General features: G+C 65.9%; 25 protein-coding genes. 16 read left to right on the top strand and 9 right to left on the bottom strand.

Going from position 1 to position 24,565, the window contains the following annotated elements; genetic code table 11:
- Nucleotides 1-40: 40 nt before the first annotated feature.
- Nucleotides 41-529, top strand: coding sequence for a phage regulatory CII family protein (locus H597_RS0118580; protein ID WP_051293906.1), 489 nt, complete (start codon nucleotides 41-43; stop codon nucleotides 527-529).
- A 133-nt stretch (nucleotides 530-662) separates the two neighbouring features.
- On the opposite strand, the gene H597_RS0118575 is transcribed toward H597_RS0118580, so the two are convergent.
- The 3 genes from H597_RS0118575 to H597_RS0118565 all read right to left on the bottom strand — a co-directional run bounded on the left by H597_RS0118575 (nucleotide 663) and on the right by H597_RS0118565 (nucleotide 3,397).
- Nucleotides 663-2,480, bottom strand: a complete 1,818-nt coding sequence (locus H597_RS0118575) for a DUF6600 domain-containing protein (RefSeq protein WP_028103452.1) — start codon at nucleotides 2,478-2,480, stop codon at nucleotides 663-665.
- Between the two features lie 87 nt (nucleotides 2,481-2,567).
- A complete protein-coding gene (locus tag H597_RS0118570; RefSeq protein WP_028103451.1) occupies nucleotides 2,568-2,759 on the bottom strand; it encodes a DUF1653 domain-containing protein in 192 nt (63 codons plus the stop codon).
- Complete coding sequence (locus tag H597_RS0118565) at nucleotides 2,756-3,397, bottom strand: LysE family transporter (RefSeq protein WP_028103450.1); 642 nt, start codon at nucleotides 3,395-3,397, stop codon at nucleotides 2,756-2,758. The genes H597_RS0118570 and H597_RS0118565 overlap by 4 nt, the downstream gene beginning before the upstream one ends.
- A 108-nt stretch (nucleotides 3,398-3,505) precedes the next feature.
- Here H597_RS0118565 and H597_RS0118560 point away from each other — a divergent pair, with 108 nt between their 5' ends.
- From H597_RS0118560 to H597_RS0118500, 13 genes are all read left to right on the top strand, one after another.
- Nucleotides 3,506-4,435, top strand: a complete 930-nt coding sequence (locus H597_RS0118560) for a DUF808 domain-containing protein (RefSeq protein ID WP_028103449.1) — start codon at nucleotides 3,506-3,508, stop codon at nucleotides 4,433-4,435.
- Between the two features lie 68 nt (nucleotides 4,436-4,503).
- On the top strand, nucleotides 4,504-4,911 hold the full coding sequence (yiaA, locus tag H597_RS0118555; protein WP_028103448.1) for an inner membrane protein YiaA: 408 nt from the start codon (nucleotides 4,504-4,506) through the stop codon (nucleotides 4,909-4,911).
- Nucleotides 4,912-5,021: 110 nt separating this feature from the next.
- Nucleotides 5,022-6,674, top strand: a complete 1,653-nt coding sequence (locus H597_RS0118550; protein ID WP_028103447.1) for a methyl-accepting chemotaxis protein — start codon at nucleotides 5,022-5,024, stop codon at nucleotides 6,672-6,674.
- Between the two features lie 18 nt (nucleotides 6,675-6,692).
- The gene (gene hemN, locus H597_RS0118545) at nucleotides 6,693-8,123 is read left to right on the top strand and encodes an oxygen-independent coproporphyrinogen III oxidase (RefSeq protein ID WP_035374622.1); all 1,431 of its coding nucleotides are present in this window, start codon (nucleotides 6,693-6,695) and stop codon (nucleotides 8,121-8,123) included.
- 7 nt (nucleotides 8,124-8,130) lie between these two features.
- A complete protein-coding gene (locus tag H597_RS0118540; protein WP_035374620.1) occupies nucleotides 8,131-8,871 on the top strand; it encodes a sulfite exporter TauE/SafE family protein in 741 nt (246 codons plus the stop codon).
- Nucleotides 8,868-11,297 (top strand): heavy metal translocating P-type ATPase, encoded by a 2,430-nt coding sequence (locus tag H597_RS0118535; RefSeq protein WP_028103444.1) that lies wholly within the window; start codon nucleotides 8,868-8,870, stop codon nucleotides 11,295-11,297. Before H597_RS0118540 ends, H597_RS0118535 begins: the two co-directional genes overlap by 4 nt.
- A 4-nt stretch (nucleotides 11,298-11,301) precedes the next feature.
- Nucleotides 11,302-11,448, top strand: coding sequence for a cbb3-type cytochrome oxidase assembly protein CcoS (gene ccoS, locus H597_RS0118530; RefSeq protein WP_028103443.1), 147 nt, complete (start codon nucleotides 11,302-11,304; stop codon nucleotides 11,446-11,448).
- Between the two features lie 78 nt (nucleotides 11,449-11,526).
- Nucleotides 11,527-12,951: a cytochrome-c oxidase, cbb3-type subunit I gene (ccoN, locus tag H597_RS0118525; RefSeq protein ID WP_028103442.1), complete on the top strand. Its 1,425-nt coding sequence runs from the start codon at nucleotides 11,527-11,529 to the stop codon at nucleotides 12,949-12,951.
- A 21-nt stretch (nucleotides 12,952-12,972) separates the two neighbouring features.
- Nucleotides 12,973-13,587 carry a cytochrome-c oxidase, cbb3-type subunit II gene (ccoO, locus tag H597_RS0118520; RefSeq protein ID WP_028103441.1) on the top strand — a complete coding sequence of 205 codons (615 nt, stop codon included), beginning with the start codon at nucleotides 12,973-12,975 and terminating at the stop codon, nucleotides 13,585-13,587.
- A 1-nt stretch (nucleotide 13,588) separates the two neighbouring features.
- A complete protein-coding gene (locus tag H597_RS34240; RefSeq protein ID WP_083941179.1) occupies nucleotides 13,589-13,735 on the top strand; it encodes a cbb3-type cytochrome oxidase subunit 3 in 147 nt (48 codons plus the stop codon).
- The gene (gene ccoP / locus H597_RS0118510) at nucleotides 13,728-14,660 is read left to right on the top strand and encodes a cytochrome-c oxidase, cbb3-type subunit III (protein ID WP_028103440.1); all 933 of its coding nucleotides are present in this window, start codon (nucleotides 13,728-13,730) and stop codon (nucleotides 14,658-14,660) included. Before H597_RS34240 ends, ccoP begins: the two co-directional genes overlap by 8 nt.
- 7 nt (nucleotides 14,661-14,667) lie before the next feature.
- Complete coding sequence (ccoG, locus tag H597_RS0118505) at nucleotides 14,668-16,035, top strand: cytochrome c oxidase accessory protein CcoG (RefSeq protein WP_028103439.1); 1,368 nt, start codon at nucleotides 14,668-14,670, stop codon at nucleotides 16,033-16,035.
- Nucleotides 16,036-16,046: 11 nt separating this feature from the next.
- Nucleotides 16,047-16,577 carry a FixH family protein gene (locus tag H597_RS0118500; protein ID WP_028103438.1) on the top strand — a complete coding sequence of 177 codons (531 nt, stop codon included), beginning with the start codon at nucleotides 16,047-16,049 and terminating at the stop codon, nucleotides 16,575-16,577.
- A gap of 100 nt (nucleotides 16,578-16,677) precedes the next feature.
- On the opposite strand, the gene H597_RS0118495 is transcribed toward H597_RS0118500, so the two are convergent.
- Nucleotides 16,678-17,196, bottom strand: a complete 519-nt coding sequence (locus H597_RS0118495) for an RNA polymerase sigma factor (RefSeq protein WP_028103437.1) — start codon at nucleotides 17,194-17,196, stop codon at nucleotides 16,678-16,680.
- Nucleotides 17,197-17,406, bottom strand: a complete 210-nt coding sequence (locus H597_RS0118490) for a YgaP family membrane protein (protein WP_028103436.1) — start codon at nucleotides 17,404-17,406, stop codon at nucleotides 17,197-17,199.
- A gap of 126 nt (nucleotides 17,407-17,532) precedes the next feature.
- Here H597_RS0118490 and H597_RS0118485 point away from each other — a divergent pair, with 126 nt between their 5' ends.
- Nucleotides 17,533-20,646: a response regulator gene (locus tag H597_RS0118485; protein WP_035374615.1), complete on the top strand. Its 3,114-nt coding sequence runs from the start codon at nucleotides 17,533-17,535 to the stop codon at nucleotides 20,644-20,646.
- Here the strand turns inward: H597_RS0118485 and H597_RS0118480 are convergent.
- Together H597_RS0118480 and H597_RS0118475 are read right to left on the bottom strand one after the other, a co-directional pair.
- On the bottom strand, nucleotides 20,643-21,233 hold the full coding sequence (locus H597_RS0118480; protein WP_028103434.1) for a YdeI/OmpD-associated family protein: 591 nt from the start codon (nucleotides 21,231-21,233) through the stop codon (nucleotides 20,643-20,645). The two genes, H597_RS0118485 and H597_RS0118480, sit on opposite strands and share 4 nt — an antisense overlap.
- Nucleotides 21,230-22,108, bottom strand: a complete 879-nt coding sequence (locus H597_RS0118475; RefSeq protein ID WP_028103433.1) for a LysR family transcriptional regulator — start codon at nucleotides 22,106-22,108, stop codon at nucleotides 21,230-21,232. Before H597_RS0118475 ends, H597_RS0118480 begins: the two co-directional genes overlap by 4 nt.
- Nucleotides 22,109-22,197: 89 nt before the next feature.
- Between H597_RS0118475 and H597_RS0118470 the strand changes: the two genes are divergently transcribed.
- Nucleotides 22,198-23,070, top strand: a complete 873-nt coding sequence (locus tag H597_RS0118470; RefSeq protein ID WP_051293905.1) for a DMT family transporter — start codon at nucleotides 22,198-22,200, stop codon at nucleotides 23,068-23,070.
- Here H597_RS0118470 and H597_RS0118465 read toward each other — a convergent pair.
- Complete coding sequence (locus tag H597_RS0118465; RefSeq protein WP_028103431.1) at nucleotides 23,067-23,681, bottom strand: nitroreductase family protein; 615 nt, start codon at nucleotides 23,679-23,681, stop codon at nucleotides 23,067-23,069. The two genes, H597_RS0118470 and H597_RS0118465, sit on opposite strands and share 4 nt — an antisense overlap.
- Nucleotides 23,681-24,544: an EamA family transporter gene (locus H597_RS0118460; RefSeq protein WP_028103430.1), complete on the bottom strand. Its 864-nt coding sequence runs from the start codon at nucleotides 24,542-24,544 to the stop codon at nucleotides 23,681-23,683. The genes H597_RS0118465 and H597_RS0118460 overlap by 1 nt, the downstream gene beginning before the upstream one ends.
- Nucleotides 24,545-24,565 lie beyond the last annotated feature (21 nt).

Below are 24,565 nucleotides of genomic sequence, written 5' to 3'. Positions count from 1 at the left end.
AACAATGTGGCTGCATCGGTAAAAAAAGGCTCGCTTCACCATGACGAAGAAATACCTGGACATGAACCAACATGACGCGCTCTACAAAGTGGCGCGCACTTTCCCCGGCGGTATCGAGACGCTGGCCCAGCAGATGGGCATCTCGGCCAATGTATTGCGCAACAAGCTGGCGCCCACCATCGCCTCCCACTACCCCTCGTTCGAGGAAGTGTCGACCATCGTCGACCTGTGCCAGAAGGCGGGCGTCAGCGAGGCCATGCTGCCCCTGCACGCGCTGTTGACGCGGCATGGGATGGCAGCCTTCATGGTGCCGGTCCCTGACGAAGTAAGTAACGACGACCTGTCGCAGACCGTGTGCAAGGTGATGGCCCAGGTGGGCGCAGTGGCGGAGGCGGTGTCGGAGGCCCTGATGGACGGCAAGGTGACGGAGGCGGAGGCCGACCTGATCGAGCGCGAGTTCCACGGCGCGCTATCGGCGCTGGGCGAGTGGCGCGAGCGTATCCGGCAGCGCGCCAGGAACAGCAAGTAAAAAAAATGCCAGCCCGGCTGACGACAGGCTGGCACAAGACTACGTTTCCGGTTGAGGAGATAGTCGGGACAAAGCGGAACAAAACCAGGAACAGGAGCTTATCCAGGGTTTGCTACGGCTTTGTGACTTTCCTTTATGAGCGGTCATTGCGGTTCATGTCGCCGCGGCGGTCTTCGCGGCGCTCGCGCTGCTGTTCGCGGCGGTCTTGCTGCTGTTGCGACTGATGTTGTTGCGGCGGCTGGGCCTGCTGCGGCGGGGCGGCCTGCAGCTGCACTGGCTGTTGCGGCGCCATCTGTACCTGTACCGGACGGGCCGGCGCCATCTGCAGCTGCGGCGGCGCTTCCCGGCGTACATCCCTGTTTTCGCGCGGTTCGAAATGGCGCTGCTCGACGCGCGGCGCTTGCTGCGGCGGTGCCGCCTGCAACTGCGGTTGCGGCGCCGTGGTGGTCGTGAAGGAACGGCGCTCCTGTTCGCGCAGGCGCTGCTCGCGCCAGCTGCCGCGCTCGTCATCGTCGGTACGCATCACATGGGGACGCTGCTGAATCTGCGGCGCCGGCGCCTGGAATTGGGGCTGCGCCTGGGGCTGACTCTGCAGCAGCGGCTGGCGCGGCTGTTCCTGGTGTACGGTACCGCGATCAAAGCGTTCGCGCTCGTCGCGATTGCGTTGCCAATCCTGGCGCTGCGGCCGCGCCGGCGCGGCACTCAGCTGGGGCGGCGCCGCCAGTGGCGGCACATTGCGCACGTCCTGCGGCGCGACGCGGACATCGCTGCTGACCGTCACGCTGCGGGCCTGGTCGAACTGGATGCGCGGCAGGGCGGTGACGCCGTCGCGGCGCCCGTCGTGGTCGCGCTCCTGGTAGCGTTCGCGCCAGCGCTCGTTGCTGCGATGGTTCCACACCAGGCGCCGTTCGACATCGGCCGACACCCGGTACGCCGGTACATAGCGGTCGCGCGGGCTCAGCGGGTACCAGCCGAGGGCCGGCGCCGGGCCGCCCGAATGGAAATTCACGCTCCAGCTATCGCCGCCGACCCAGCCCACCAGTGCCGGCGACCAGACCGGGCGGCCAACGATGCGGCCCGGCGTCCAGCACCAGCGGCCGCCCACCGTGACCCAGCGGCCATAGTGGAAAGGCGCATAGCCCCAGGGCGAGTTGTCGACCCAGGTCCAGCCCCAGGAAGAGATCCAGACCCAGCGGCCGTCGCGGTATGGCGCCCAGCCCGACGGCACGGCACGCGGGAACCAGACGGTGCCATATTCGCGGTCTTCGACCCAGTTGCCGTAGTTGTCCAGGTCTTCATAGCCGGTCATATCGGCCGGGACATAGCGCGAAGCGGTCAGGCTTTCGTCGCGGCGGTCGCGGCCGGCGGCCCAGTCGTCGAAACTGTCGCGCACGGCCTGCGCCGTGACGATTTCGTCGCCGCGCACTTCCACCCGCTTGCCGGAACGGGCGGCCAGGATATTGCCGGCGCCCTCGACGCGGGCATTGCCCGCATAGACATTCACCGTCGTGGTGTCGGGCGCGCGTTCGGTATCGATGCGGAAAGTGGCCGGCTCGGCCAGGGTAATGCGGGCCTGCGGTGTAAGGAATTCAAATTCCCTGGCCATGGCGGGATCGCGCACACGCACGCTGGCGGTGCCGTAATTCAGGCGCAGGCTGAGGCGCTCGTCATCGAGTTGCTGGACTTCGATATCGGAATCGCTATCCAGGCGAATGGCAGCGGAGCCGACGCGGAATTCCGCGCGGGCTCCGGGAGCGGTGGTGAGATGGTTTTCGCTGGTGACCGGCCAGTTCAGCAAGTTGCCGGTTTCCTCCTCGCCGTTGACCAGCATGCTCACCCGGCCTTCGGTGACGGTGACGCGGCCCACCCGCGCGGGCGGATCGGCCATGGCGACCGAGGTCACGGCGACCAGCGCCGCCAGCATCAGGAATTGCAGGAACTTGCGCTTCATTTCGCTCTCCACGGGAATGCTCCCCTGCGTTTTTATTTTTATATAACGCTTGGGAAACGGAAGCGAGGACGCAAGTTACAAATAATTTCAAATGGGGGTGAAGCGCTGCACCGGCTTGCCGTCGACTTCGATGAGCTCGAAGAACACTTCGCGCGGACGGCACCAGATGGACCCGTTGGCGGCCTTGTACACGATCATCGTGCTGAGGTCCGATTCCAGCGTCGCTTCGCACACCAGCTCGTAAATGCCGCCTTTGTAATGCCGGAACTGGGTGGTCATGCTTGTGCCCCGCCACGCTTGACGAAGAAGAGGGCTCCGCCAATTAACATCAAAAGACCGCCAAATAACCGGTTTTGCACCTTGATGGCAGAGGAATCGCGGAAGAAGCGCTGCATGGACGAGGCCAGGAAGGCATAGCTGTGCATCACGACCAGGTCGATCACGCACATGGTGGCCGCCAGGATCGCCAGTTGCGGCAGCAGCGGCGCATGCTGGTTGATGAACTGCGGCAGCACCGCGACCATGAAGATGATGCCCTTGGGATTGGTGGAATTGGTCAGGAAGCCGATCATCACGCGCTTGCGGAAGGTCGGCAGCGCCTGGCGCGCCGCGTGCACGCCTTCGCCGGCGGCGACCTTGGCGCGCCATTGGCTCAGGCCCAGCCAGATCAGGTACAGGGCGCCAATAGTCTTCACCACGCTGAAGGCGACTTCGGAGGCGATCAAGAGCGAACCGACGCCGGCGCCGGCGATCGCCAGCACCAGCAGCAGGCCCAGTTGCAGGCCCAGGATGGTGGCCGTGGTGCGCTTCACACCGTAGGACAGGCCATGCGACATCGACAACACGGCGCCCGAGCCGGGCGACACGGCAATGATGCAGGCAGCGATGACAAACGTAATCCAGGTGGTGAAAATCATGACCGATTACCGACGTTGAAAGGGCCCATTGTAGCGTTGAAGACGCCCGCCGGCAGCGGCGGCGTGTTAGATTGTCGACCTTGTAATTATTTCTTTGGAGTTATACGAATGGCCGGTTCCAGCCTGCTCGCACTGATTGACGATATTGCCACCATCCTGGATGACGTGGCTGCCATGAGCAAAGTGGCGGCCAAGAAAACCGCGGGTGTGCTGGGCGACGACCTGGCGCTGAACGCGCAGCAGGTGGCGGGCGTGCAAGCCGAGCGTGAATTGCCTGTGGTTTGGGCAGTAGCGAAGGGTTCCTTGATCAACAAGGCGATCCTGGTGCCTGCCGCACTAGCGATCAGCTATTTCGCGCCATGGGCCATTACGCCCCTGCTGATGCTGGGCGGCGCCTACCTGTGTTTTGAAGGTTTCGAAAAGATCGCGCACAAGCTGTTGCACTCTGATGCGGAAGACGAGCAGCACCACAAGGAACTGGTGGCGGCGAACCAGGATGTTGACCTGGTTGCCATGGAAAAGGAAAAGATCAAGGGCGCTGTGCGTACCGACTTCATCCTGTCGGCCGAGATTATCGTGATCGCCCTGGGCACGGTGGCCAAGGCCTCCTTCCTGCAGCAGGTCACCGTGCTGGTCGGCATTGCCATCGTGATGACGCTGGGCGTGTACGGTCTGGTGGGCGCCATCGTAAAGATGGACGACGCCGGTCTTTACCTGAGCAGGCGTGCCGGCGCCGCTGTGCAGGCGTTCGGCCGCTTCCTGCTCAATGCCGCGCCCAAGCTGATGAAATTCCTGTCGGTGGCCGGTACCGTGGCCATGTTCATGGTCGGCGGCGGCATCCTGACCCACGGCATTCCCGGCGCGCATGATGTGATCCATCACGCTGCCGAAGCCGCCGGTTCGGTGGGCGGCGTCGGTCCCCTGCTGGCTGCCGTGACGCCGTCGGCCCTGGATACCATCGGCGGCGTGATCGCCGGTGCCATCGTGCTGGCGCTGGTGACGGTCGGCAGCAAGCTGTTGAGCACGCTCAAACGCTAACCCCCGGCAATCTGTTCTGATTGACCCATGGCGGCCACCCGGCCGCCTTTTCTTATCAAGGAGACCATATGTCCACCCACCATCGTCCTTCCAGCGCCTTTGTCGGCGCGTCCTGGACCGCTTTGCTGCTCGGCGCCGGCGCCTTCCTTGCCGGTCTGTGGAATGCGCAAATGGCGCTGAATGAGAAGGGCTACTACCTGACGCTCCTGCTGTACGGCCTGTTTGCCGCCGTATCGCTGCAAAAATCGGTGCGCGACAAGGTGGAAGGCATCCGCGTCTCCAACCTGTACTTCGGCCTGTGCTGGATTTCGACCGCCTCGGCCATGCTGCTGCTGGGCGCTGGCCTGTGGAATGCCACCCTGGCGTTCAGCGAAAAGGGCTTTTACGCCATCGCCTTCGCGCTGAGCCTGTTCGCCGCCGTGGCGGTGCAAAAGAATGTTCGTGACTCTTCGGCAATCCCGTCCGAACCAGCCTGAGGGGCCAACGCGGCCAGAATTGATCTACATCATTAAAAAAGCGCGCCCAAGTCCCTAGACTTATCCCTGTGATCTTGCGTCATAGCAAGAAATTCAACAGGGGGCGCGTGATGCGTAAAAATTTACCGGTAAGCAATCAGGAAGTAGAACTGGACGAAGACCAGGCGATCGTCTCCAAGACGGACCTGGAAGGCAATATCGTCTACGTCAATCCCTACTTCGAGCACATCAGCGGCTTTTCCGCTGCGGAACTGATTGGCCAGCCGCAAAGCATCGTCCGCCACCCGGACATGCCGCCCGCAGCGTTTGCCGACCTGTGGCACACCATCCGTGCCGGCATCCCCTGGACCGGCCTGGTGAAAAACCGCTGCAAGAACGGCGATTTCTACTGGGTCAAGGCGAATATCACCCCGATCAAGGAAAACGGCCGCACCACCGGCTATATGTCGGTGCGCACCAAGGCCGAACGCAGCCAGGTCGCCGCCGCGGCCGAGGCCTACCGCCAGGTCGCCGCCGGCGCGCGCAATATCCGCATCAAGAATGGCCAGGTGGTGAAGCTCGGCCTGTTCACGCTGGTCGCGCGCCTGGGCCACACCTCGCTGGCCATGCGTATCTGGCTGGCCACCAGCGCGGTCAATGTGCTGCAGATCGCCGTCTGCCTCGCCGCCCTGTTCGCCGACGGCAGCAGCGATGCGACGCGCTGGGGCATCTTCGGCGCCACCGCCTTCGGCTTCCTGATCAACGTCTTCCTGTGGCACACCCTGCGCACCGGCATGCTGCAGCCGCTCGGCCGCGCACTGGACGGCGCGCGCCTGATCGCCGCCGGCGACCTGACCGGCGCCTTCGATACCGACAGCACCGATGAAGTGGGCCAGCTCCTGCGCGCCTTGCAGCAGATGAACAGCAACCTGATCGCCACCATCCGCGACGTGCGCTTCAGCATCGACGCCATGGCGGTGGCCACCAATCAGATCGCCGCCGGCAATGCCGACCTGGCCGGACGCACCGAAGCGCAGGCCGCCAGCCTGGAAAAGACCGCCTCCAGCCTCGAGGAATTCTCCTCGACCGTCAAGGCCAATGCCGAGAACTCGATGGAAGCGAACCAGCTAGCCGTGAGCGCCTCCGGCGTGGCGGTGCAGGGCGGCGAGATCGTTTCCGAAGTGATCGCCACGATGGACGAGATCAACGCGTCCTCCCGGCGGGTGGTCGACATCATCGGCCTGATCGAAGGCATCGCCTTCCAGACCAACATCCTGGCGCTGAACGCCGCGGTGGAAGCGGCCCGCGCCGGTGAACAGGGGCGCGGCTTCGCCGTGGTGGCGGGCGAGGTGCGCAACCTGGCGCAACGCTCTTCCGCCGCCGCCAAGGACATCAAGCAGCTGATCGAAATCTCCGTCGCCAAGGTCGGCACCGGGATGGAGCGCGCCCAGCGCGCCGGCGCCACCATGGACCAGGTGGTGGACTCGGTCAAGCAGGTCACCAGCATCATGCACGACATCTCCACCGCCTCGCGTGAACAGAGCGCCGGGGTGGACCAGGTGAACCAGGCCGTCAACCATATGGACCAGGTGACGCAGCAGAACGCCGGCCTGGTGGAAGAAGCGGCCGCCGCCGCGATCAGCCTGGCCGACGAAGCCGGCCACCTGCGCGACGCCTTCAGCCTGTTCAAATTCGAACGCACCCGCCATGCGCGCCCGGCGGCTGTCAATTCGGCGCGCGGCGCGCGGCAAACGCGCCTGGCACCGAAGCGCCTGGCCGCCTAATCCCGAACGAGAAAGATCATGAACATCATCGCAGAACCCACCGTACAGTTTGACGCAGAGCTGATCAGCCGCATGAGCACGTCCGGCCCGCGCTACACCTCGTATCCGACGGCCGACCGCTTCAAGCCCGATTTCAGCTACGCCAGCTTCCTGGAGGCGCAAGCCAAGCTGCGCATGCGCGGCGCGCGCGCACCGCTGTCGCTGTACGTGCACATCCCGTTCTGCAATGTGGTGTGCTATTACTGCGCCTGCAACAAAGTGGTCACCAAGGACCGCAGCAAGGCCGCCACCTACCTGGGCTACCTGAAACAGGAAATCGATATGCAGGGCAAGCTGTTCGCCGGCATGAACCGCGTCGAGCAGCTGCACTTCGGCGGCGGCACCCCGACCTACCTGGACGACGAGCAGATGGGCGAGCTGCTGGCGCATATGCGCCAGCACTTCGCATTCGCGCCGGACGAGGAAGGCGAATACGCGATCGAGATCGATCCGCGCACAGTCGACGTTTGCCGCATTCACACCTTGCGCAAGCAGGGCTTCAACCGCGTCAGCATGGGCGTGCAGGACTTCGATCCCGAGGTGCAGAAGGCGGTCAACCGCATCCAGCCGGCGCAGGAAACCCTGGCCGTGATCCAGGCCGCGCGCGACGCCGGCTTCCGCTCCATCAGCGTGGACCTGATCTACGGCCTGCCGAAGCAGAGCATGACCACCATGCAGGCGACGATGGACAAGGTGATCGAAGCGGATCCCGACCGCATCGCCCTGTACAACTACGCCCACATGCCGCACCTGTTCAAGCCGCAGCGCCGCATCGCCGACGACGAGCTGCCGGCGCCGGCCGTGAAACTGGACATGCTGGCCCTGTGCATCGAACGCCTGACCAAGGCCGGCTATGTCTACATCGGCATGGACCATTTCGCCAAGCCGGACGACGACCTGGCCGTGGCGCAGCGCCAGGGCCGCCTGCACCGCAACTTCCAGGGCTATTCGACCCACGCCGAGACCGACCTGGTGGCGCTGGGCGTGTCGGCCATCAGCTCGGTGAACGGCACCTACAGCCAGAACGAAAAGACGCTGGACGAATACTATGCGCGCCTGGATCAAGGCCGCCTGCCGATCGCGCGCGGCTATGCGATGGACAACGACGACCTGCTGCGCCGCATGGTGATCCAGAACCTGATGTGCAATTTCGAGCTGTCGATTTCGGCGCTGGAACTGGGCTATCCGATCCGCTTCACGCAGTACTTCGCCAAGGAACTGGACAAGCTGCGCGAGTTCGAAAGGGATGGCTTGCTGGCGATCGAGGACGACTGGATTTCCGTGACGCCGAAAGGCCGCCTGCTGATCCGCAATATCTGCATGGTGTTCGACCGCCACCTGGCCGCCGACCGCGCCGCGGGAACCGCCCCGGGCCAGGTACAACCGCTGCGCTTTTCGCGCACGATCTGAGGAGGCCATGAACCTGCTGCCCGTCCTGATTGCCGGCCTGGCCGGCAGCGTCCATTGCGCCGGCATGTGCGGCGGCATCGTCAGCGCGTTCAGCGTCGGCGCGCCGGCACGCGCACGCGTGATTCCGATCGCGCGCGCGGGGACGGGCGCCGCAACCGCGGCTCATGTGCTGGCGTATAACGCCGGCCGCATGATGAGCTATATGGTGGCCGGCGCCATCGCGGGCGGCCTGGCGGGCAGCGTCGCCAGCCTGGCACGGGTCGCGTCGGCGCAGGCGATCGGCTACTGGATGGCCAACCTGATGCTGGCGGCCATGGGCCTGTACCTGATGGATGCCTGGCGCGGGCTAGCGCGCGTGGAGCAGGCCGGCGGCATGCTGTGGCGCCGCGTGCAGCCGCTGGTCAAACCGCTGGTGCCGATGGATACGCCCTGGAAGGCGCTGGCCCTGGGCGGCCTGTGGGGCTGGGTGCCTTGCGGCATGGTCTACAGCGTGCTGCTGACCGCCATGCTGTCCGGCTCGGCGCTCGACGGCGCACTGGTGATGGCCGCGTTCGGCCTCGGCACGCTGCCGATGCTGCTGGCGATGGGCATGGCGGGCGCCAGGCTGCGCCAGTACCTGCAGCAGCGCGCGGTGCGCGTGGCCTGCGGCCTGCTGGTGCTGGGCTTCGGCGTGCTGGGACTGGCGCGCGCCGCCAGCGGCGGCCAGCATGGCTGGCTTGATGTGCTTTGCCTGACGCTGCAGCCATGAAGATGAATGAAATCGCGCCGTGCTTCCATTGCGGCCAGCCGGTGGCGGCAAGCGCCGACTGGCAGGTGAACATCGACGGTGTTGCGCGCGCCATGTGCTGCCCCGGCTGTGCGGCCGTGGCGCAAACCATTGTCGATATCGGCCAGGCTGGCTACTACCGCGAGCGCAGCGGGTTCGCCGCAACCGCCGGCGCCGGCGTGCCGGCCGCGCTGGCGCTGCCCGAAGACGATCCCAATATCATTGACGACGGCGATGCCCGCGCAACCACGCTGCTGGTGGAAGGTATCCGCTGCGCGGCCTGCGTGTGGCTGATCGAGCGCCGCCTGCGCCAGGTCGACGGCGTGCAGGAGGCCAGCATGAATGTCGCCACCGAGAAGCTGTTCCTCCGCTGGCATAAGGACAAGACCACCGCAGCGGCGCTGCTGGAGGCGGTGCGCAGCATCGGCTACAACGCCTGGCCCTACGACGCCACGCGCCATGACGCGCAGTTGCAGAAAGCCAGCCGCACGCTGGGCCGCCAGCTGTTCGTGGCCGGCCTGTCGATGATGCAGGTGATGATGTACGTGGCGCCCGAGTACATGACCGGCGGCGACGGTACGCTGGACGCGGATATGGCCAGCCTGATGCGCTGGGCCAGCCTGCTCCTGACCCTGCCCGCCATCGCCTACTCGGCCCAGCCCTTCCTGAAGGGCGCCTGGGCCAGCCTGAAAGCGCGCGCGCTGGGCATGGACGTGCCGGTGGCGCTGGGCATCCTGGCGGCATTCACCGCCAGCGCCGTGTCGACCTTGCGCGGGGCCGGCGAGGTGTATTACGACTCCGTCACCATGTTCATCTTCCTGCTGCTGGCCAGCCGCTACCTGGAAATGGTGGCGCGCCGCAAGGCAGCTTCCGCGCTATCGCGCCTGCGCCATGGCGTGCCGGACATGGCGCAGCGCCTGCCGCACTGGCCCGCTGCGCGCGAGGCCACGGCTGTTCCAGCCAGCGCGCTGGCGGCCGGCGACTATATCCTTGTCAAGGGCGGCGAGGCGGTGGCGGCCGATTGCGTGGTGGTGGACGGCAGCACCGCCGTCGACCTGTCGCTCTTGACCGGCGAGAGCGCGCCGCAGCGCAAGATGGCGGGCGACGCCATTCCGGGCGGCGCCGTCAACGCGGGCGGCCCGGTCGTGCTGCGGGTCGAAAAACCGGCGCGCGACAGCACCCTGGCCGGCCTGCTCAAGCTGATCGAGCGCGCCGGCAGCGCCAAGCCGCGGATCGCCCAGTGGGCCGACCGCGCCGCCTCCTGGTTCGTGGCCGCGCTGCTGCTGTTCGCGGCGGCCAGCTTTGGCTTCTGGTATTGGCACGACGCCGCCCGCGCCTGGCCGGTGGCGATTGCGGTGCTGGTGGTCTCCTGCCCATGCGCCTTGTCGCTGGCAACGCCGTCGGCCCTGGCGGCCGCCACCGACCGCTTGCTGGGCAAGGGCGCGCTGATCGTACAGCCGCATGTGCTGGAAACGCTGCACCGCGCGACGCACATCGTGTTCGACAAGACCGGCACGTTGACCGAAGGGCGGCCGACCGTGCAGCATGTCGACGCCGTCGACGGCGCGCGCATCGTCGGCCTCCTGCGCGTTGCCGCGGCGCTGGAGGCGGGCAGTGCGCACCCGCTGGCGCGCGCCATCGCGGCGTCCGCCGACGCCCATGGCGCGGGCGCGGCCGTCGCCAGCGGCCTGCAGGAGCTGGCCGGGCAGGGCATGGAAGGCGTGGTCAACGGCGTGCGCTATCGCCTCGGCACGGCGGCCTACGTGGCCGGCATCGCGGGCAGCGCGGCACCGGCGATGGACCGGGCGGGCCAGGGCGCGCCGATGACGACGGTTTGGCTGGGCATGCATGGACGCTGGCTGGGACGCTTCCTGGTCAGCGATGCGCTGCGCGCCGATGCGCGGCGGACGGTTGAATTCTTCCTGCGGCGCGGCAAAGAGGTCGTGCTGCTAAGCGGCGACCAGCAGGCGCTGGCCGAGCGCGTTGCGGGCCAATTGGGCATCGCCGGCGCGATCGGCGACTGCCTGCCCGGGGAAAAACTCGCCTATGTGCAGGAATTGCAGCGGCACGGGGCCGTAGTGGCAATGGTCGGCGACGGCATCAACGACGCCGCCGTGCTGAGCGCCGCCGATGTGTCCTTCGCCATGGGCAGCGGTGCAACCTTGGCACAAGTGCACGCCGACTGCGTGCTGCTCGACGCCCGCCTGCCACTGCTGGCGGAAACCGCCCGCAGCGCGCGCCGCACCATGCGCGTGATCCGGCAAAACCTGGCCTGGGCCACGCTGTACAACCTTGTCGGCATTCCGGCGGCGGCGTTCGGCGTGCTGAATCCCTGGCTGTCCGGGGTCGGCATGGCCGCCAGCTCCGCCTTCGTCGTCCTCAACGCGCTGCGTTTGCGCAAAGGTTAATCCAATGGAATCGCTTTACCTGCTCATTCCCCTCAGCGTCGGCCTGGTTTTCGGCGCGCTGTGGCTGTTCTTCAAGGCCTCGGACGATGGCCAATTCGACGATCTGGTGGGCCCAGCCATCCGCGTTTTGCAGGACGACGACCGGATTTGATCCACGTCATGTTTTTTTGAAGTGCTCCTAGGTAACCTTTGACACATCTCATCAAAGTGTCTGCCTGGAGAATTCAAAGTGGATCAATCATTGGACTACAACTACAAGGTCGTGAAGCAATTCGCGATCGCCACCATACTTTGGGGCGTTGTGGGCATGCTGGTCGGCGTCATCATTGCCGCCCAACTTGCCTGGCCCGCCCTGAACCTGGACATTCCCTGGCTGACCTACGGCCGCCTGCGCCCCCTGCACACCAATGCCGTGATTTTCGCCTTCGGCATCAGCGGCCTGTTCGCCACCTCCTACTACGTGGTCCAGCGCACCTGCCAGGTCCGTTTATTTTCCGACAAGCTGGCCGCCTTCACCTTCTGGGGCTGGCAAGCCGTGATCCTGGCCGCCGTGGTCACCCTGCCGATGGGTTTCACCCGCGGCAAGGAATACGCCGAACTGGAATGGCCGATCTCGATCCTGATCGCCGTGGTGTGGATTGCCTACGCCACCGTGTTCTTCGGCACCATCATCAAGCGCAAGGTCAAACACATCTACGTCGCCAACTGGTTCTTCGGCGGCTACATCCTGGCGGTGACCATCCTGCACGTGGTGAACTCGATGTCGATGCCGGCTTCGCTGTTCAAGTCCTACTCCATGTACACCGGCGTGCAGGACGCGATGATCCAGTGGTGGTACGGCCACAATGCGGTGGGCTTCATCCTGACCGCCGGCTACCTGGGCATGGTGTACTACTTCATCCCGAAACAGGCCGAGCGTCCCGTCTACTCCTACAAGCTGTCGATCGTCCACTTCTGGGCCCTGATCTTCACCTATATGTGGGCCGGTCCGCACCACCTGCACTACACCGCCCTGCCTGACTGGGCGCAGTCGCTGGGCATGGTGTTCTCGCTGATCCTGCTGGCGCCAAGCTGGGGCGGCATGATCAACGGCATGATGACCCTCTCCGGCGCATGGCACAAGCTGCGCACCGACCCGATCCTGAAGCTGATGATTGTGTCCCTGTCCTTCTACGGCATGGCCACCTTCGAAGGCCCGATGATGTCGATCAAGACCGTCAACGCGCTGTCGCACTACACCGACTGGGGCATCGCCCACGTGCACGGCGGCGCGCTGGGCTGGGTGGGCTTCATCACCATGGGCTCGATCTACTACCTGATCCCGCGCATGGCCGGCCGGACCAGGATGTACAGCACCAGGCTGATCGACCTGCACTTCTGGGTCGCGACCATCGGCATCGTCCTGTACATCGCCGCCATGTGGATTGCCGGCGTGATGCAGGGCCTGATGTGGCGCGCAGTGAACCCGGACGGCACCCTGACCTATACCTTCGTGGAAGGCGTGAAGGCAAGCTATCCCTACTACGTGGTGCGCTTCGTCGGCGGCGTGCTGTACCTGGCCGGCATGTGCGTCATGGCCTACAACGCCTGGATGACCCTGAAAGGCCGCGATACCGCGCGTGCACGCATCCCTGAAATGAGCCTCGCGGCCTAATGCAGCAAATCGGAGAAGAAGATGAAATTTTCCCATGAATGGATTGAGAAGAACCCCTGGCTGCTGATCGCGCTGGTCACGCTGGTGGTGTCGGTGGGCGGCGCGGTGGAGATCATCCCGCTGTTCTTCCAGAAATCGACCACGGAGCCGGTGGCGGGCCTGAAGCCTTACTCGGCGCTGCGCCTGACCGGCCGCGACATCTATGTGCGCGAGGGCTGCTACACCTGCCACTCGCAGATGATACGCCCGTTCCGCGCCGAGACCGAGCGCTACGGCCACTACTCGGTGGCGGGCGAGTTTGTCTACGACCGGCCGTTCCAGTGGGGCTCCAAGCGCACCGGTCCCGACCTGGCGCGCGTCGGCGGCCGCTATAGCGACGAGTGGCACAAGACCCACCTGAACAATCCGCGCGACGTGGTGCCGGAATCGAATATGCCCAACTACCCCTGGCTGGCCAAGACCAAGCTGAAGCCGGACGACGTGGTGCCGAAGATGCGCGCGCTGAAGCGCATGGGCGACCCGTACTCGGAAGAGGAAATCGCCGCCGCACCGGCCGAACTGGCCGACAAGACGGAAGAGGATGCGCTGGTGGCCTACCTGCAAGGCCTGGGCATCCAGATCAAGACGAGGAACTGAAATGGAAAACTTTTTTGGCAATGCGAGCAATGTGATGACGGTCATTTCCTTCGTCACCTTCCTCGGCATCGTATGGTGGGCCCAGCGCGGCAACTGGGAAGAAGCGGCCTCGCTGCCGTTCGCGGACGAGGAGAAGGACCATGGCTGATTTCACCAGCGAATTCTGGAACCTGTATATCGTCGTCCTGACCGTCATCGGCATCGTCGGCTGCGGCGTGCTGCTGTGGTCGCAGTCCTCGGTCAAGGGCGCGGCCCTGAAATCGGTGGACGGCAAGGTCGGCACCACCGGCCATATCTGGGACGAAGACCTGACCGAACTCAATACGCCGATGCCGCGCTGGTGGATGTGGCTGTTCTACCTGACCATCGCCTTCGCCATCGGCTACCTGTGGCTGTATCCGGGCCTGGGCAGCTACAAGGGCTCGCTGGGCTGGACGTCCGCCAAGGAGCACAAGGAAGAACTGGCCAAGGCCGAGAAGGAATACGGTCCGCTGTTCGACAAGTACAAGGGCCAGGACCTGAAGTCGGTGGCCGCCGATCCGCAGGCCCGCGCCATCGGCGAGCGCCTGTTCCTGACCTACTGCGCCCAGTGCCACGGCTCCGACGCGCGCGGCAACAAGGGCTTCCCGAACCTGGCCGACAAGGACTGGCTGCACGGCGGCGATCCCGACACCATCAAGCTGACCATCATGAAAGGCCGCCACGGCGTCATGCCGCCGATGGGTGCCGCCGTGGGCTCCGAGAAGGATATCGAGAACGTTGCGCAGTATGTCCTGAGCCTGTCGGACAGCACCAGCGACCCGATCAAATCGGTCATGGGCAGGCCAAAGTTCGCAGCCTGCATGGCATGCCACGGTGCGGGCGGCAAGGGCAACCCGATGCTGGGCGCGCCCAACCTGAGCGACAAGACCTGGCTGTACGGCGGCAGCGCCGAAAGCATCATGGAAACCATCCGCAAGGGCCGCAACAACACCATGCCGGCATTCGAGGACTTCCTCGGCGAAGGCAAGGTGCACGTGCTGGCTGCCTATGTCTGGGGCCTTTCCAACCCGCCAGTCACTGCGATGAAGTAGAAGCGTCATGAATGCCCCCGCACCACAAGTCATCAAGATGTACGCCAAGCGCGAGGATATTTTCCCGCGCGAGGTGAAAGGCCACTACCAGAACCTGCGCTGGATCTGCCTGATCCTGACGCAGCTGGTTTTCTACGGCGCGCCGTGGCTGCAATGGAATGGCCGGCAGGCCATCCTGTTCGACCTGCTGACGCGCAAGTTCTACATCTTCGGCCTGGTCTTGTGGCCGCAGGACTTCATCTACCTGGCGGCCATGCTGATCGCCTGCGCCTGGGGCCTGTTCCTGGTGACGGCGGTCGCGGGCCGCGTCTGGTGCGGTTTCTCCTGCCCGCAAACGGTCTACACGGAGATGTTCCTGTGGATCGAGCGGAAATTCGAAGGTTCGCGCAGCGCCCAGATGCGCCTTGCAAAAGAGCCGATGTCGTTCAACAAGGCGTGGCGCAAGTGCGGCAAGCATCTGGCCTGGCTGCTGCTGGCCTTGTGGACCGGGTTTACCTTTGTCGGCTACTTTTCGCCGATCGGCACCCTGGCCCTGCAGGCGCTGAAGTTCGACTTCGGCCCGTGGGAATGGTTCTGGGTCGGCTTCTACAGCCTGGCCACCTACGGCAACGCCGGCTGGCTGCGCGAGCAGGTGTGCAAATACATGTGCCCCTATGCCCGCTTCCAGAGCGCGATGTTCGACCGCGACACGCTGATCATCACCTACGATGAAAAGCGCGGCGAACCGCGCGGCCCGAAATCGGACGGCTCCTGCATCGACTGCTCGCTGTGCGTGCAGGTGTGCCCGACCGGCATCGATATCCGCAAGGGCCTGCAATACGAATGCATCGGCTGCGCCGCCTGCATCGACGCCTGCGATATCGTGATGGACAAGATCGGGCAGCCGCGCGGCCTGATACGCTACAGTACCGACCGCGCCATGGCCCAAGGCCTGAGCGCAAAGGAAATCCGCAAGCGCGTGATGCGGCCGCGCGTCATGCTCTACACCGGCGGCCTGCTGGTATTCATCATCGCCGTCTTCACCACGCTGGCCCTGCGCACGCCGCTGAAGATGGACGTGATCCGCGATCGCGGTTCGATGGGGCGCGAAGTCGAAGACGGCATGATCGAGAACGTGTACCGCCTGCAGATCATGAACACGACCGAGAAGGGCCATACCTACCGCATCCGCGCCAGCGGCATCGACACGCTGCAGGTTGCCGTGCCAGACACGGTGGACCTCGGCCCGACCGAAACCCGCGCCGTACCGATCCGCCTGCGCGTCAACCACGGCAAGGGCGAGACCGGCTCCAACAAGATTGCGATCGAACTGACTGCGCTCGACGATGCGTCGTTGGCCGTCAAGGAAAAAGCGGTATTCATCGTACCGCGCTGAGGAGATTCGACATGAACGCTAGCACCGCAGTTCCCGACACCGCGCCATGGTATGCGCACCGCTGGCCATGGCTGCTGATGCTCGGGCCGGCCTTTGTGGCGGTGGCCGGCACCGCCACCTGCGTGGTCGCCTTCAAGGGGCAAGATGCGCTGGTGGTCGGCGACTACTACAAGCAGGGCAAGGCCATCAACCAGGACTTGCGCCGCGACCGCGCCGCCGCAGCGCTCGGCCTGTCCGCGGACTTCCGCTACGACGCCGCAGAGGGCATGCTGCGCGGCCATATCGGCAGCAGCAAGCCGCTGCGGGATGAAACCCTGAGCATCCGCCTGCAGCATGCCACCCAGCCTTCGCGCGACATGTTGCTGCTCGCGCGCCCCGGCGCGGACGGTACATTCAGCGTGGCGCTGCCGATGCTGGAGCGCTCGCGCTGGCAAGTGCTGGTCGAGGGCAAGCAGCGCGACTGGCGCCTGGAAGGTAGCTGGCAATGGCCGGCCGAGCGCGCCGTGTCGATCCGCGCCGGCGCCGACGCACCCGCCGGCTAAGCGGCTGTTTCAAAATGGGGGTGGCTAGGCGCAGCGACGAAGGCAGTGCGCCTGCACGGCAAGGAGCTGCAACAACGCCATGGCCATTTTGAAACGGCCTCTAAGCCACCAGATACTCGCGCGCCAGCGCGCGCGCCCGATGCAGGCGGCTCTTGGTGGCCGCCGCCGTCAGTCCCAGCGCCTGCGCAATCTCCGCGATACTCAGCTCCTCGAAGTCGCGCAGCAGCACGATCTGCAGGTAGTCGCGCGGCAGCGATTCCAGCGCCTGCGCCAGCTCCAGGCGCAGGCTGGCGTCGTCGTGCGAGACGAGCCACTGCTCCGCACGCTCTTCGTCGTAAGGATCGTAGTGGAAGGCGCGCCGCCCCAGGCGGCGGCACTCGCGCTGCACCACTTTGAACAGCCAGCCGGAAAACGCCGCCAGCACCTTCAGCGACGACAGGCGGCGCGACATCAGCAGCAGCACTTCCTGCACCGCGTCGTCGACATCGCTGATCAGGCAATGGCGCCGCGCATAGCGGCGGATGTCCGGCTGGCAAACTGCAAGTAACTGCGCCAGGGCGGCCGGGTCGCCGCCGTGGGCGGCCTGCAGCACCGGCTGGTGCTGTGCGTGGAGTGCCATCTATTTTCTTGCCTTATCCAGTGTGCGGCCCACCATGGCGCAGGCGGGGCAGAAGCCGAAGAGCCCGGACAGCACCAGCCCGGCCGCCGACAGCGCCGCCACCGTGCCCCATAACCCGCCCAGGGCCAGGAAGCCCCATAGCGCCAGCGCCAGGCCGCCAATCACGCGCAGCATGCGCTCCCAAGTTGGTACATTTTTAACATAGAACATCGTGCACTCCGTTTGCCGGGCCGAGGGAAATTCCTCATCCGCTAAGAGGCGCCGTCCAGGCATTTGGATTCGCGGTTGCAAAAATAATTTACACTACCCAGCAGCCCCCTCGCCCAAAGGATGTCCATGAAGCCGCTCGGGATCAATGTGAAGGTCGCGCTGGCCGCCAGCATCATGTCGGTCGTGATGGTCGGCGTGGTCACCCTGTTGCAGGCCCAGCGCCTGCGCGAGGACTTCGCCAAGGTGATGTTTGCGCAGCAGGACGCCCTGATCACCCGCACCGCCGAAGACCTGGACGACAAGCTGACCACCCTGCTCGACGTGATCGCCCAATCGGCCCGCAAGCAGCCGCGCAATCTCCTGAACGATCCCGCCGCCCTGCGCAACTGGTACGAGGAGCGCGCCATGCTGTCGATGTTCGACGACATCCTGGTGATCAATGCCAGCGGCATCATGGTGGCCGACGTGCCGCGCATCGAGGGCCGGGCCGGCCTGTCCGTGGCCGACCGCGAATACTTTCAGGAAGTGCTGAAGACGCGCAAACCGCTGATTGCGGGCCCGCTCAAGAGCCGTTTCAGCGGCCAGCCCATCGTGCAGATGGTGGCGCCGATGCTGGACGACCGCGGCAAGGTGGTGGGTGTGCTGGCCGGCGTGCTGCGCCTGTACAAGGACAATATGTTGGGCCACCTGCGCACCGCCAAGGTCGGCAAAACGGGCTACTACTTCGCGGTGACGCTCAGCGATCCGTCGATCTACGTGGTGCATCCGGACGCGACCCGCATCCTGCAGCCGCGCGCCGCCAACGCCAACCCGGCCACCACCAGGGCGCTGAAGGAAGGTTTCGAGGGCACCGTCATCAGCAGCAATTCCTCCGGCGTACCGGGCCTGAGCAGCTACAAGCGGCTGAAGTCCACCAACTGGCTGCTGGCCACCATCCTGCCGCTGCATGAGGCATTCGAGCCTTTCGAGGGCGTGCAGCTGCACCTGCTGGCCTGGGGCGTGGCGGCATCGGTGATGTCCGCCCTGTTGATCGGCTGGATCACGCTGCGCCTGCTGGCGCCCGTGGCCAAGCTGCGCAACGCGATCCAGGCATTGCGCGCCGCGCCGGGGCAATTCTCGCCCATTCCCGTCACGCGCAAGGACGAAATCGGCGAACTGACGGAAGCCTTCAACAGCCTGATGCAGGAAAGGCAGGCGGCCGAAGCCCATTCGCAGAGCCTGATGGCGGAGGCCGGCCTGCGCGCGGCGGAACTGGAACGGGAGCGCGACCGCGCCGAAGCCGCCAACCGCGCCAAGAGCGATTTCGTGGCCAATATGAGCCATGAAATCCGCACCCCGATGAACGCGGTGCTGGGCATGGTCTACCTGCTGGGGAATACCGCGCTCAGCGCGCAGCAGCGCAAGTACCTGACCATGATACGCACCTCGGGCCAGTCCCTGCTCGGCATCCTGAACGACGTGCTGGACTTCTCCAAGATCGAAGCGCGCCGCATGGAACTGGCGCCGATCGACTTCGACCTGGACGAGTCGATGGCGACCCTTGCCACCACCATGACCATGAACGCCGGCGACAAGGAGCTGGAACTGGCCATCGTGGTCGACCCCGAGGTACCGACCCAGCTGCACGGCGATGCCCTGCGGCTGCAGCAGATCCTGACCAACCTGGCCAGCAATGCGATCAAATTCACCGAGCAGGGCGAGGTGGTGGTGTCGGTGCGGACGGCGGTGCGGGTGGCGGGCCGGGTGCTGCTGAGCTTTGAGGTGCGCGACACCGGCATCGGCATGTCCGAGCAGCAGACCACGCAGCTGTTCAACGCCTTTTCGCAGGGCGACGAGAGCATCACGCGCCGCTTCGGCGGCACGGGCCTCGGGCTGGCCATCACGCGCCGGCTGGTCGAGCTGATGGGCGGGCAGGTGAAGCTGCAGACCGCGCCCCACGCAGGCAGTACCTTCTCCTTCGAGCTCTGGTTCGGCTTGCTGCCGGACCGCAGCCAGGCCCGGCGCCTGCCGGCGCTGGGGCCACTCAAGGTGCTGGTGGCGGACGATAACAGCACCAGCCGCAATATGCTGGTGCAGCTGCTGCGGGCCTGGGGCTGGGAAGCCGACCAGGCCGATTCCGGCGAAGCGGCGCTGCGGCGCTTCCGCGAACGCCTGGCCGGGCCGCATCCTTACGACGTGGTGCTGACCGACTGGCATATGCCGGGCGCCGACGGCTATGCCTCGGCACGCGAGATCCGGCAAGCCGCCTCGGGCCACCGCCAGCCGATCGTGGTGACCATCAATGCCTTCGCGCGCAGCCAGGTCGACGATATCGCCAGCACACCGGAAGCGGACGTGGTGCTGGTCAAGCCGGTGACCGCGTCCAGCCTGTTCGACGCCATGCACCAGGCGCTGACCACGAGCGTCGGGGGCGAAGACAGCTCGGCTTCCGCATCGACCCTGGGCAACCGCCTGCGCGGCGTGCATTTCTTGCTGGTCGAGGACAACCTGCTGAACCAGGCGGTGGCGCGCGGCATCCTCGAGCTGGCCGGCGCCACGCTCGATGTGGCGGGCGACGGCCAGCAGGCGGTGGAGCTCCTGCGCACCGGCGCCGGCCGCTACGGCGTGGTGCTGATGGATATGCAGATGCCGGTGCTGGACGGTTTCAGCGCCACCCGCATCATCCGCGATGAACTGAAGCTGGCGTTGCCGGTGATTGCAATGACGGCGGGTGTGCTGGCGTCCGAACGCCACCGCTGCGCCGAGGCCGGGATCACCGACTTCATCGCCAAACCGGTGGTGATCGAGGAAATGATGACCGTCATCGAGCGCAACCTGCAGGGCAGGACGGTGAGCGCGGCGCAGGCGGCCAACGACGCGCTGCGGCCGGAGCCGCCGCCCGCCGAGCAGGTCTTCAGCATGGACAGCCTGATGCGCGTGATGGGCAAGGACCAGAAAGGCCGGGCCGTGATGTTCAAGATGGTGCGCGGCGCGCTGGAAGGCGGCATGCAGCCGATGGACGATGCCGATGCCGCCGTGCGCGCCGGCCGCCCTGGCGAGGCGGCGCGCATCCTGCACAGCCTGCGCGGCGCGGTCGGCGTGCTGGGCGCGAAGCGGCTGGTGAAGGCGACGCTGGATGCGGAATCGGCGATCCGGGTCGGCAACCCGGACAGCTTGCCGGACGTGCTGGCGGCGGTGCGCTTCGAACTGGAGCAGGTGCTGACGCAGGGCCGCCGCTGGCTGGAGCAGGAGGACCGCTAGCGCTGCGGGTAGATCGTCTCGCCGCGCGCCAGCATGGCGACGAATTCCCCGATCCGCCGGGCGCGCGTGTCCGCCCGCTTGGCCTGGTGGACGCGGAACAGGATCGCGTAGCGGTTCTGCGAACTGAGGGTGGCGAATTTGGCGAGCGCCTTGGCGTTCGCCGCCAACGCCGCCTGCAGGTCGGCCGGCACCTCGGCCGCGCTCCAGGAATCGTAGGCAGCCTCCCAGCGCCCATCTGCCTTGGCGCGCTCGATTTCCGCCAGGCCGGCGGGCTGCATCAAGCCTTGTTCGATCAGCGCCGCGACCTTTTCCCGGTTCACCTTGGACCAGATGCTGCGTTTGGCGCGCGGCGTGAACTTCTGCAGCCAGTACTGCGCATCGATGCTCTTCTTCTGGCCGTCGATCCAGCCGAAGCACAGGGCCGCTTCCAGCGCTTCGGGATACTGCACCGACGCTTCCGGCACGCCCTGCTTGGCGATTTTCATCCAGACGCCGGGCGACGCGGCATGCTGCTTCTGCAGCCAGGTCCACCACGCCTTGCCCGTGGCGAACAGGCGCTGTTCAAGTTCGGGCTTGGCCTGGCTCATAGTTTCACCTTCCGTGCCACCTCGACAAAGGCCTTGGCGGCGGGCGAGGCCTGCGCCAGGTTGCGCAGCGCCAGCCCGACCCGGCGCCGCACCGGCGGCGAAAACGGCCGCACCGCGATGCCGGGATGGCTGCTGGCCAGGTCGGCCGGCAGCGCCAGCTCCGCCATGCCGGAAACGCCGCTGCCGCGCGCCACCATGCCCAGCACGGTCAGCACCTGCGACATGCGGTAGCGCACCTGCGGGCAGATGCCTTGCGCGGCGAACAGCGGCTCGATCAGGGTGGAGCAGCCGGCGTCCGGCATGATGAAGGGTTCCTGCGCCAGGTCGTTTGCGCTGACGGACTGCCTGGCCGCCAGCCTGTGGCCGGCCGGCAGCAGGGCGACCATCTGGTCCTCCACCAGGTCCACGGTGTCGAAACGGTCGTCGGGCTGCTGGACAAAGCCGATATCGACGCGGCGGTCGAGGATCCATTGCAGGGTGTCGCCGTCGGTGCCCTCGTCGATGCGCACTTCGATGCCGGGGTAGCGTTTCTGGAACACGTCGAGGATGGCCGGAATCAGCTTGAGGGACGAGGTCGGGCCGAAGGAGCCGATCCGCAGCAGACCCTTATTCAGGCCGCTGGCCAGCGCCACTTCCTGCCGCATCGATTCGGCCAGGCCGTTGATTTCGCGGGCCCGCACCAGCAGGCGCTGGCCCAGCTCCGTCACTTCGATGGCGGCGCCCTGGCGCTCGATCAGTTGCACGCCCAGCTCCTGTTCCAGCGACTTGATGGCGTGGGAAATGGCGGACTGGCTGACGCCCAGGCGCAGTGCGGCGGCGGTGAAGCCGCGCAGCTCCACCACCAGGGCGAATATTTCCAGCTGGGTGAATGTCATGGGGTCATCATGAGCTTTTCCTCATTTCTCTATGAGCTGTGATTAGTATTAATGTATAAGCTCCTTCACTGTTACGCAAGGCCCACGCCATGATTTACCTGAAACTGATCGCCTGCACCCTGATCTGGGGCGGCACGTTTATCGCCGGCCATATCGTCTCGAACGCGCTGCCGCCGCTGACGGCGGCCACCATCCGCTTCTCGATTGCGGCGGCGCTGCTGCTGGTCCTGGCCTGGAAACGCGAGGGCGGCTTGCCGCGCCTGTCCATGCAGCAGGTGGGCGCCACGGCGGCGCTGGGCCTGACCGGCATCTTCCTGTACAACTTCTGCTTCTTCACCGCGCTGGGCACGATGGAAGCCAGCCGTTCAGCCCTGTTCATCGCCATGAACCCGATCGTGACGGCGCTGGCCGCGGCCGCCGTGTTGCGCGAACGCCTGAACTGGCGGAAATGGGCCGGCATCGGCATCGCCTTCGCCGGCGCCACCGTGCTGATCACGCGCGGCGCGCCGATGGCGGCCCTGCACGACATCAGCCAGTCGATCGGCATCGGGGAATTGATGATGCTGGGCGCCGCTTCGTGCTGGGCGGCCTATACCCTGGTCGGCCGCGCGGCGCTGAAAGGCTTGTCGCCGATCGCCGCCACCACCTACGCCTCGCTGTGGGGACTGGGTTTCCTGCTGATTGCCGCCGCGCGCGAATTGCCGAACGTGGCCTGGGCTTCGCTGGGCTGGCAGGTCTGGGCCTCGGTCACCTATCTGGGCGCATTCGGCACGGTGGTGGCATTCGTGTGGTGGTATGAGGGCGTGAAAGCCCTGGGCCCGGCGCGCACCGCGGTGTTCAATAACCTGGTGCCGGTGTTTGGCGTCTCGCTCGCGGCGCTGATGCTGGGCGAACAGGTGATGGCGTCGATGGTCGCCGGCGGCCTGCTGGTGGCCACCGGCGTGACGATCACCAATCGTTAAGCGTAGCGCAGCACGTCGTCCAGCGGGCGGCGCGGCTTTTGCGGCCAGTTGCCCTGGGCGGCGTGACCGACAGCGACCAGCATCACCGGCACTTCGTCGGCGCCGAGGCCGAAGGCGGCGTGCACGGCTTCGGCGTCGAAACCGGTCATGGCGCAGCTGGACAGGCCCATGCCTTCGGCAGCCAGGATCATGGTCATGCCGGCCAGCGAGGCCGAGCGCAGGGCTTCGTCGCGCTGGGCGCGCTCGTCGCCGGTCATCGCGCCCTGGGCCATGCGGGTCCAGCTGTCGACCACGGGCTGGACAAGTATGCCTTTATCCACAGCCGGTTTCAGCGCGGCGGCCACCTGGTCCTGCGCCTTGAGCGTGCCGCTGATGATGAAGGTCACCGGCGCATCGACAACTTTCTGCTGGCCGAAGGACAGGCTGCGCAATTTTTCACGCGCTTCCTGCGAGCGCACCGCGACAAACTGCCAGTTCTGCACGTTGTAGGCGGAGGGGGCCAGGGTTGCCAGGCGCACCAGCTCGGCCACCTGCGCATCGCTGACCGCCGCCGCCGGGTCGAAGTAGTTGGCGGAGACGCGCGATTCGATCAAGTCTTTGATGGTGCTCATTATTTTGCCTCCTGAAGTTTGAGTTGAAGCGTCAGCACGCTGCCCAGCACCACGGCCAGGCCAAGCAAGGCGGTGCCGCCCAGTTTTTGACCCAGCAGGGCCCAGCCCAGCACCACGGCGGTGACCGGGCTCAGCAAACCGAGCGAGGACACGGCAACCGGCGACAGGCGGCTCAGGCCGCGGAACCACAACAGATAGGCCAGCAGAGCGCCCACCATGGTCAGGTAGCCGTAGCCCAGCAGTTCGCTGGTGGCCAGGGAGGCCGGGAATGGCGGGTCGGCCAGCAGCGCCAGCGGCGCCAGCATCAGGCCGCCCAGCAGCAGCTGCCAGCCCGCCAGTTCGGCCACCGGCAAGCCGGTCTTCCAGCGGCGCGCCAGCCAGGTGCCGGTGGCCATGCTGAGGGCGCCGGCCAGGGCGGCGGCGACACCCAAGGCATCCCAGCGGGCGGAAGGCGACAGCAGCAATGCCGCCATGCCGACCACGCCCACCACAGCCGCCCCCAGCGCGCCCCACTGCGGGCGGCGGCCATCCCAGCCCCAGGCCAGGCCCATGATCACCATGGGCTGGATGGCGCCCAGCACGGCAGCCAGGCCGCCCGGCAGGCGGTAGGCGGCGACGAACAGCAGGGCCTGGAAGGCGCCGATATTCAGCGCGGCCAGCACGGCCACGCGCCACCAGAGATGGCGGGCCAGCATGCGGCCGGCGAACAGCACCAGCAGCAAGCCGGCCGGCAGGGCGCGCACGGCGGCGGCGGTGAAGGGACGCCCGGCGGGCAGCACTTCGGTGGCGACGATATAGGTCGAACCCCAGATGACGGGGGCCAGCGCGGTAATCGCCGTATCGGCGAGAGGGAACTTTTTCATGGTGCGGAAAATATCTTGAAG

This window comes from Pseudoduganella violaceinigra DSM 15887 (genome assembly GCF_000425385.1).
GTDB classification, from domain to species: Bacteria; Pseudomonadota; Gammaproteobacteria; order Burkholderiales; family Burkholderiaceae_D; genus Rugamonas; species Rugamonas violaceinigra.
The sequence above is the reverse complement of the archived record's forward strand: the minus strand, read 5'-3'. Positions and strand labels throughout refer to the sequence as shown.

Bases quoted from the DNA above. Each gene is read 5' to 3' on its own strand.
- ccoP (WP_028103440.1), top strand. From the start codon at position 13,728: ATGGCTGATTTCACCAGCGAATTCTGGAACCTGTATATCGTCGTCCTG.
- H597_RS0118490 (WP_028103436.1), bottom strand. From the start codon at position 17,406: ATGTTCTATGTTAAAAATGTACCAACTTGGGAGCGCATGCTGCGCGTG.
- ccoO (WP_028103441.1), top strand. From the start codon at position 12,973: ATGAAATTTTCCCATGAATGGATTGAGAAGAACCCCTGGCTGCTGATC.
- H597_RS0118485 (WP_035374615.1), top strand. From the start codon at position 17,533: ATGAAGCCGCTCGGGATCAATGTGAAGGTCGCGCTGGCCGCCAGCATC.
- H597_RS0118570 (WP_028103451.1), bottom strand. From the start codon at position 2,759: ATGACCACCCAGTTCCGGCATTACAAAGGCGGCATTTACGAGCTGGTG.
- H597_RS0118470 (WP_051293905.1), top strand. From the start codon at position 22,198: ATGATTTACCTGAAACTGATCGCCTGCACCCTGATCTGGGGCGGCACG.
- H597_RS0118560 (WP_028103449.1), top strand. From the start codon at position 3,506: ATGGCCGGTTCCAGCCTGCTCGCACTGATTGACGATATTGCCACCATC.
- H597_RS0118460 (WP_028103430.1), bottom strand. From the start codon at position 24,544: ATGAAAAAGTTCCCTCTCGCCGATACGGCGATTACCGCGCTGGCCCCC.
- H597_RS0118480 (WP_028103434.1), bottom strand. From the start codon at position 21,233: ATGAGCCAGGCCAAGCCCGAACTTGAACAGCGCCTGTTCGCCACGGGC.
- H597_RS0118475 (WP_028103433.1), bottom strand. From the start codon at position 22,108: ATGACATTCACCCAGCTGGAAATATTCGCCCTGGTGGTGGAGCTGCGC.
- H597_RS0118575 (WP_028103452.1), bottom strand. From the start codon at position 2,480: ATGAAGCGCAAGTTCCTGCAATTCCTGATGCTGGCGGCGCTGGTCGCC.
- yiaA (WP_028103448.1), top strand. From the start codon at position 4,504: ATGTCCACCCACCATCGTCCTTCCAGCGCCTTTGTCGGCGCGTCCTGG.
- ccoS (WP_028103443.1), top strand. From the start codon at position 11,302: ATGGAATCGCTTTACCTGCTCATTCCCCTCAGCGTCGGCCTGGTTTTC.
- H597_RS0118565 (WP_028103450.1), bottom strand. From the start codon at position 3,397: ATGATTTTCACCACCTGGATTACGTTTGTCATCGCTGCCTGCATCATT.
- hemN (WP_035374622.1), top strand. From the start codon at position 6,693: ATGAACATCATCGCAGAACCCACCGTACAGTTTGACGCAGAGCTGATC.
- H597_RS0118580 (WP_051293906.1), top strand. From the start codon at position 41: ATGACGAAGAAATACCTGGACATGAACCAACATGACGCGCTCTACAAA.
- H597_RS0118500 (WP_028103438.1), top strand. From the start codon at position 16,047: ATGAACGCTAGCACCGCAGTTCCCGACACCGCGCCATGGTATGCGCAC.
- H597_RS0118550 (WP_028103447.1), top strand. From the start codon at position 5,022: ATGCGTAAAAATTTACCGGTAAGCAATCAGGAAGTAGAACTGGACGAA.
- H597_RS0118535 (WP_028103444.1), top strand. From the start codon at position 8,868: ATGAAGATGAATGAAATCGCGCCGTGCTTCCATTGCGGCCAGCCGGTG.
- H597_RS0118495 (WP_028103437.1), bottom strand. From the start codon at position 17,196: ATGGCACTCCACGCACAGCACCAGCCGGTGCTGCAGGCCGCCCACGGC.
- H597_RS34240 (WP_083941179.1), top strand. From the start codon at position 13,589: ATGGAAAACTTTTTTGGCAATGCGAGCAATGTGATGACGGTCATTTCC.
- H597_RS0118540 (WP_035374620.1), top strand. From the start codon at position 8,131: ATGAACCTGCTGCCCGTCCTGATTGCCGGCCTGGCCGGCAGCGTCCAT.
- H597_RS0118465 (WP_028103431.1), bottom strand. From the start codon at position 23,681: ATGAGCACCATCAAAGACTTGATCGAATCGCGCGTCTCCGCCAACTAC.
- ccoG (WP_028103439.1), top strand. From the start codon at position 14,668: ATGAATGCCCCCGCACCACAAGTCATCAAGATGTACGCCAAGCGCGAG.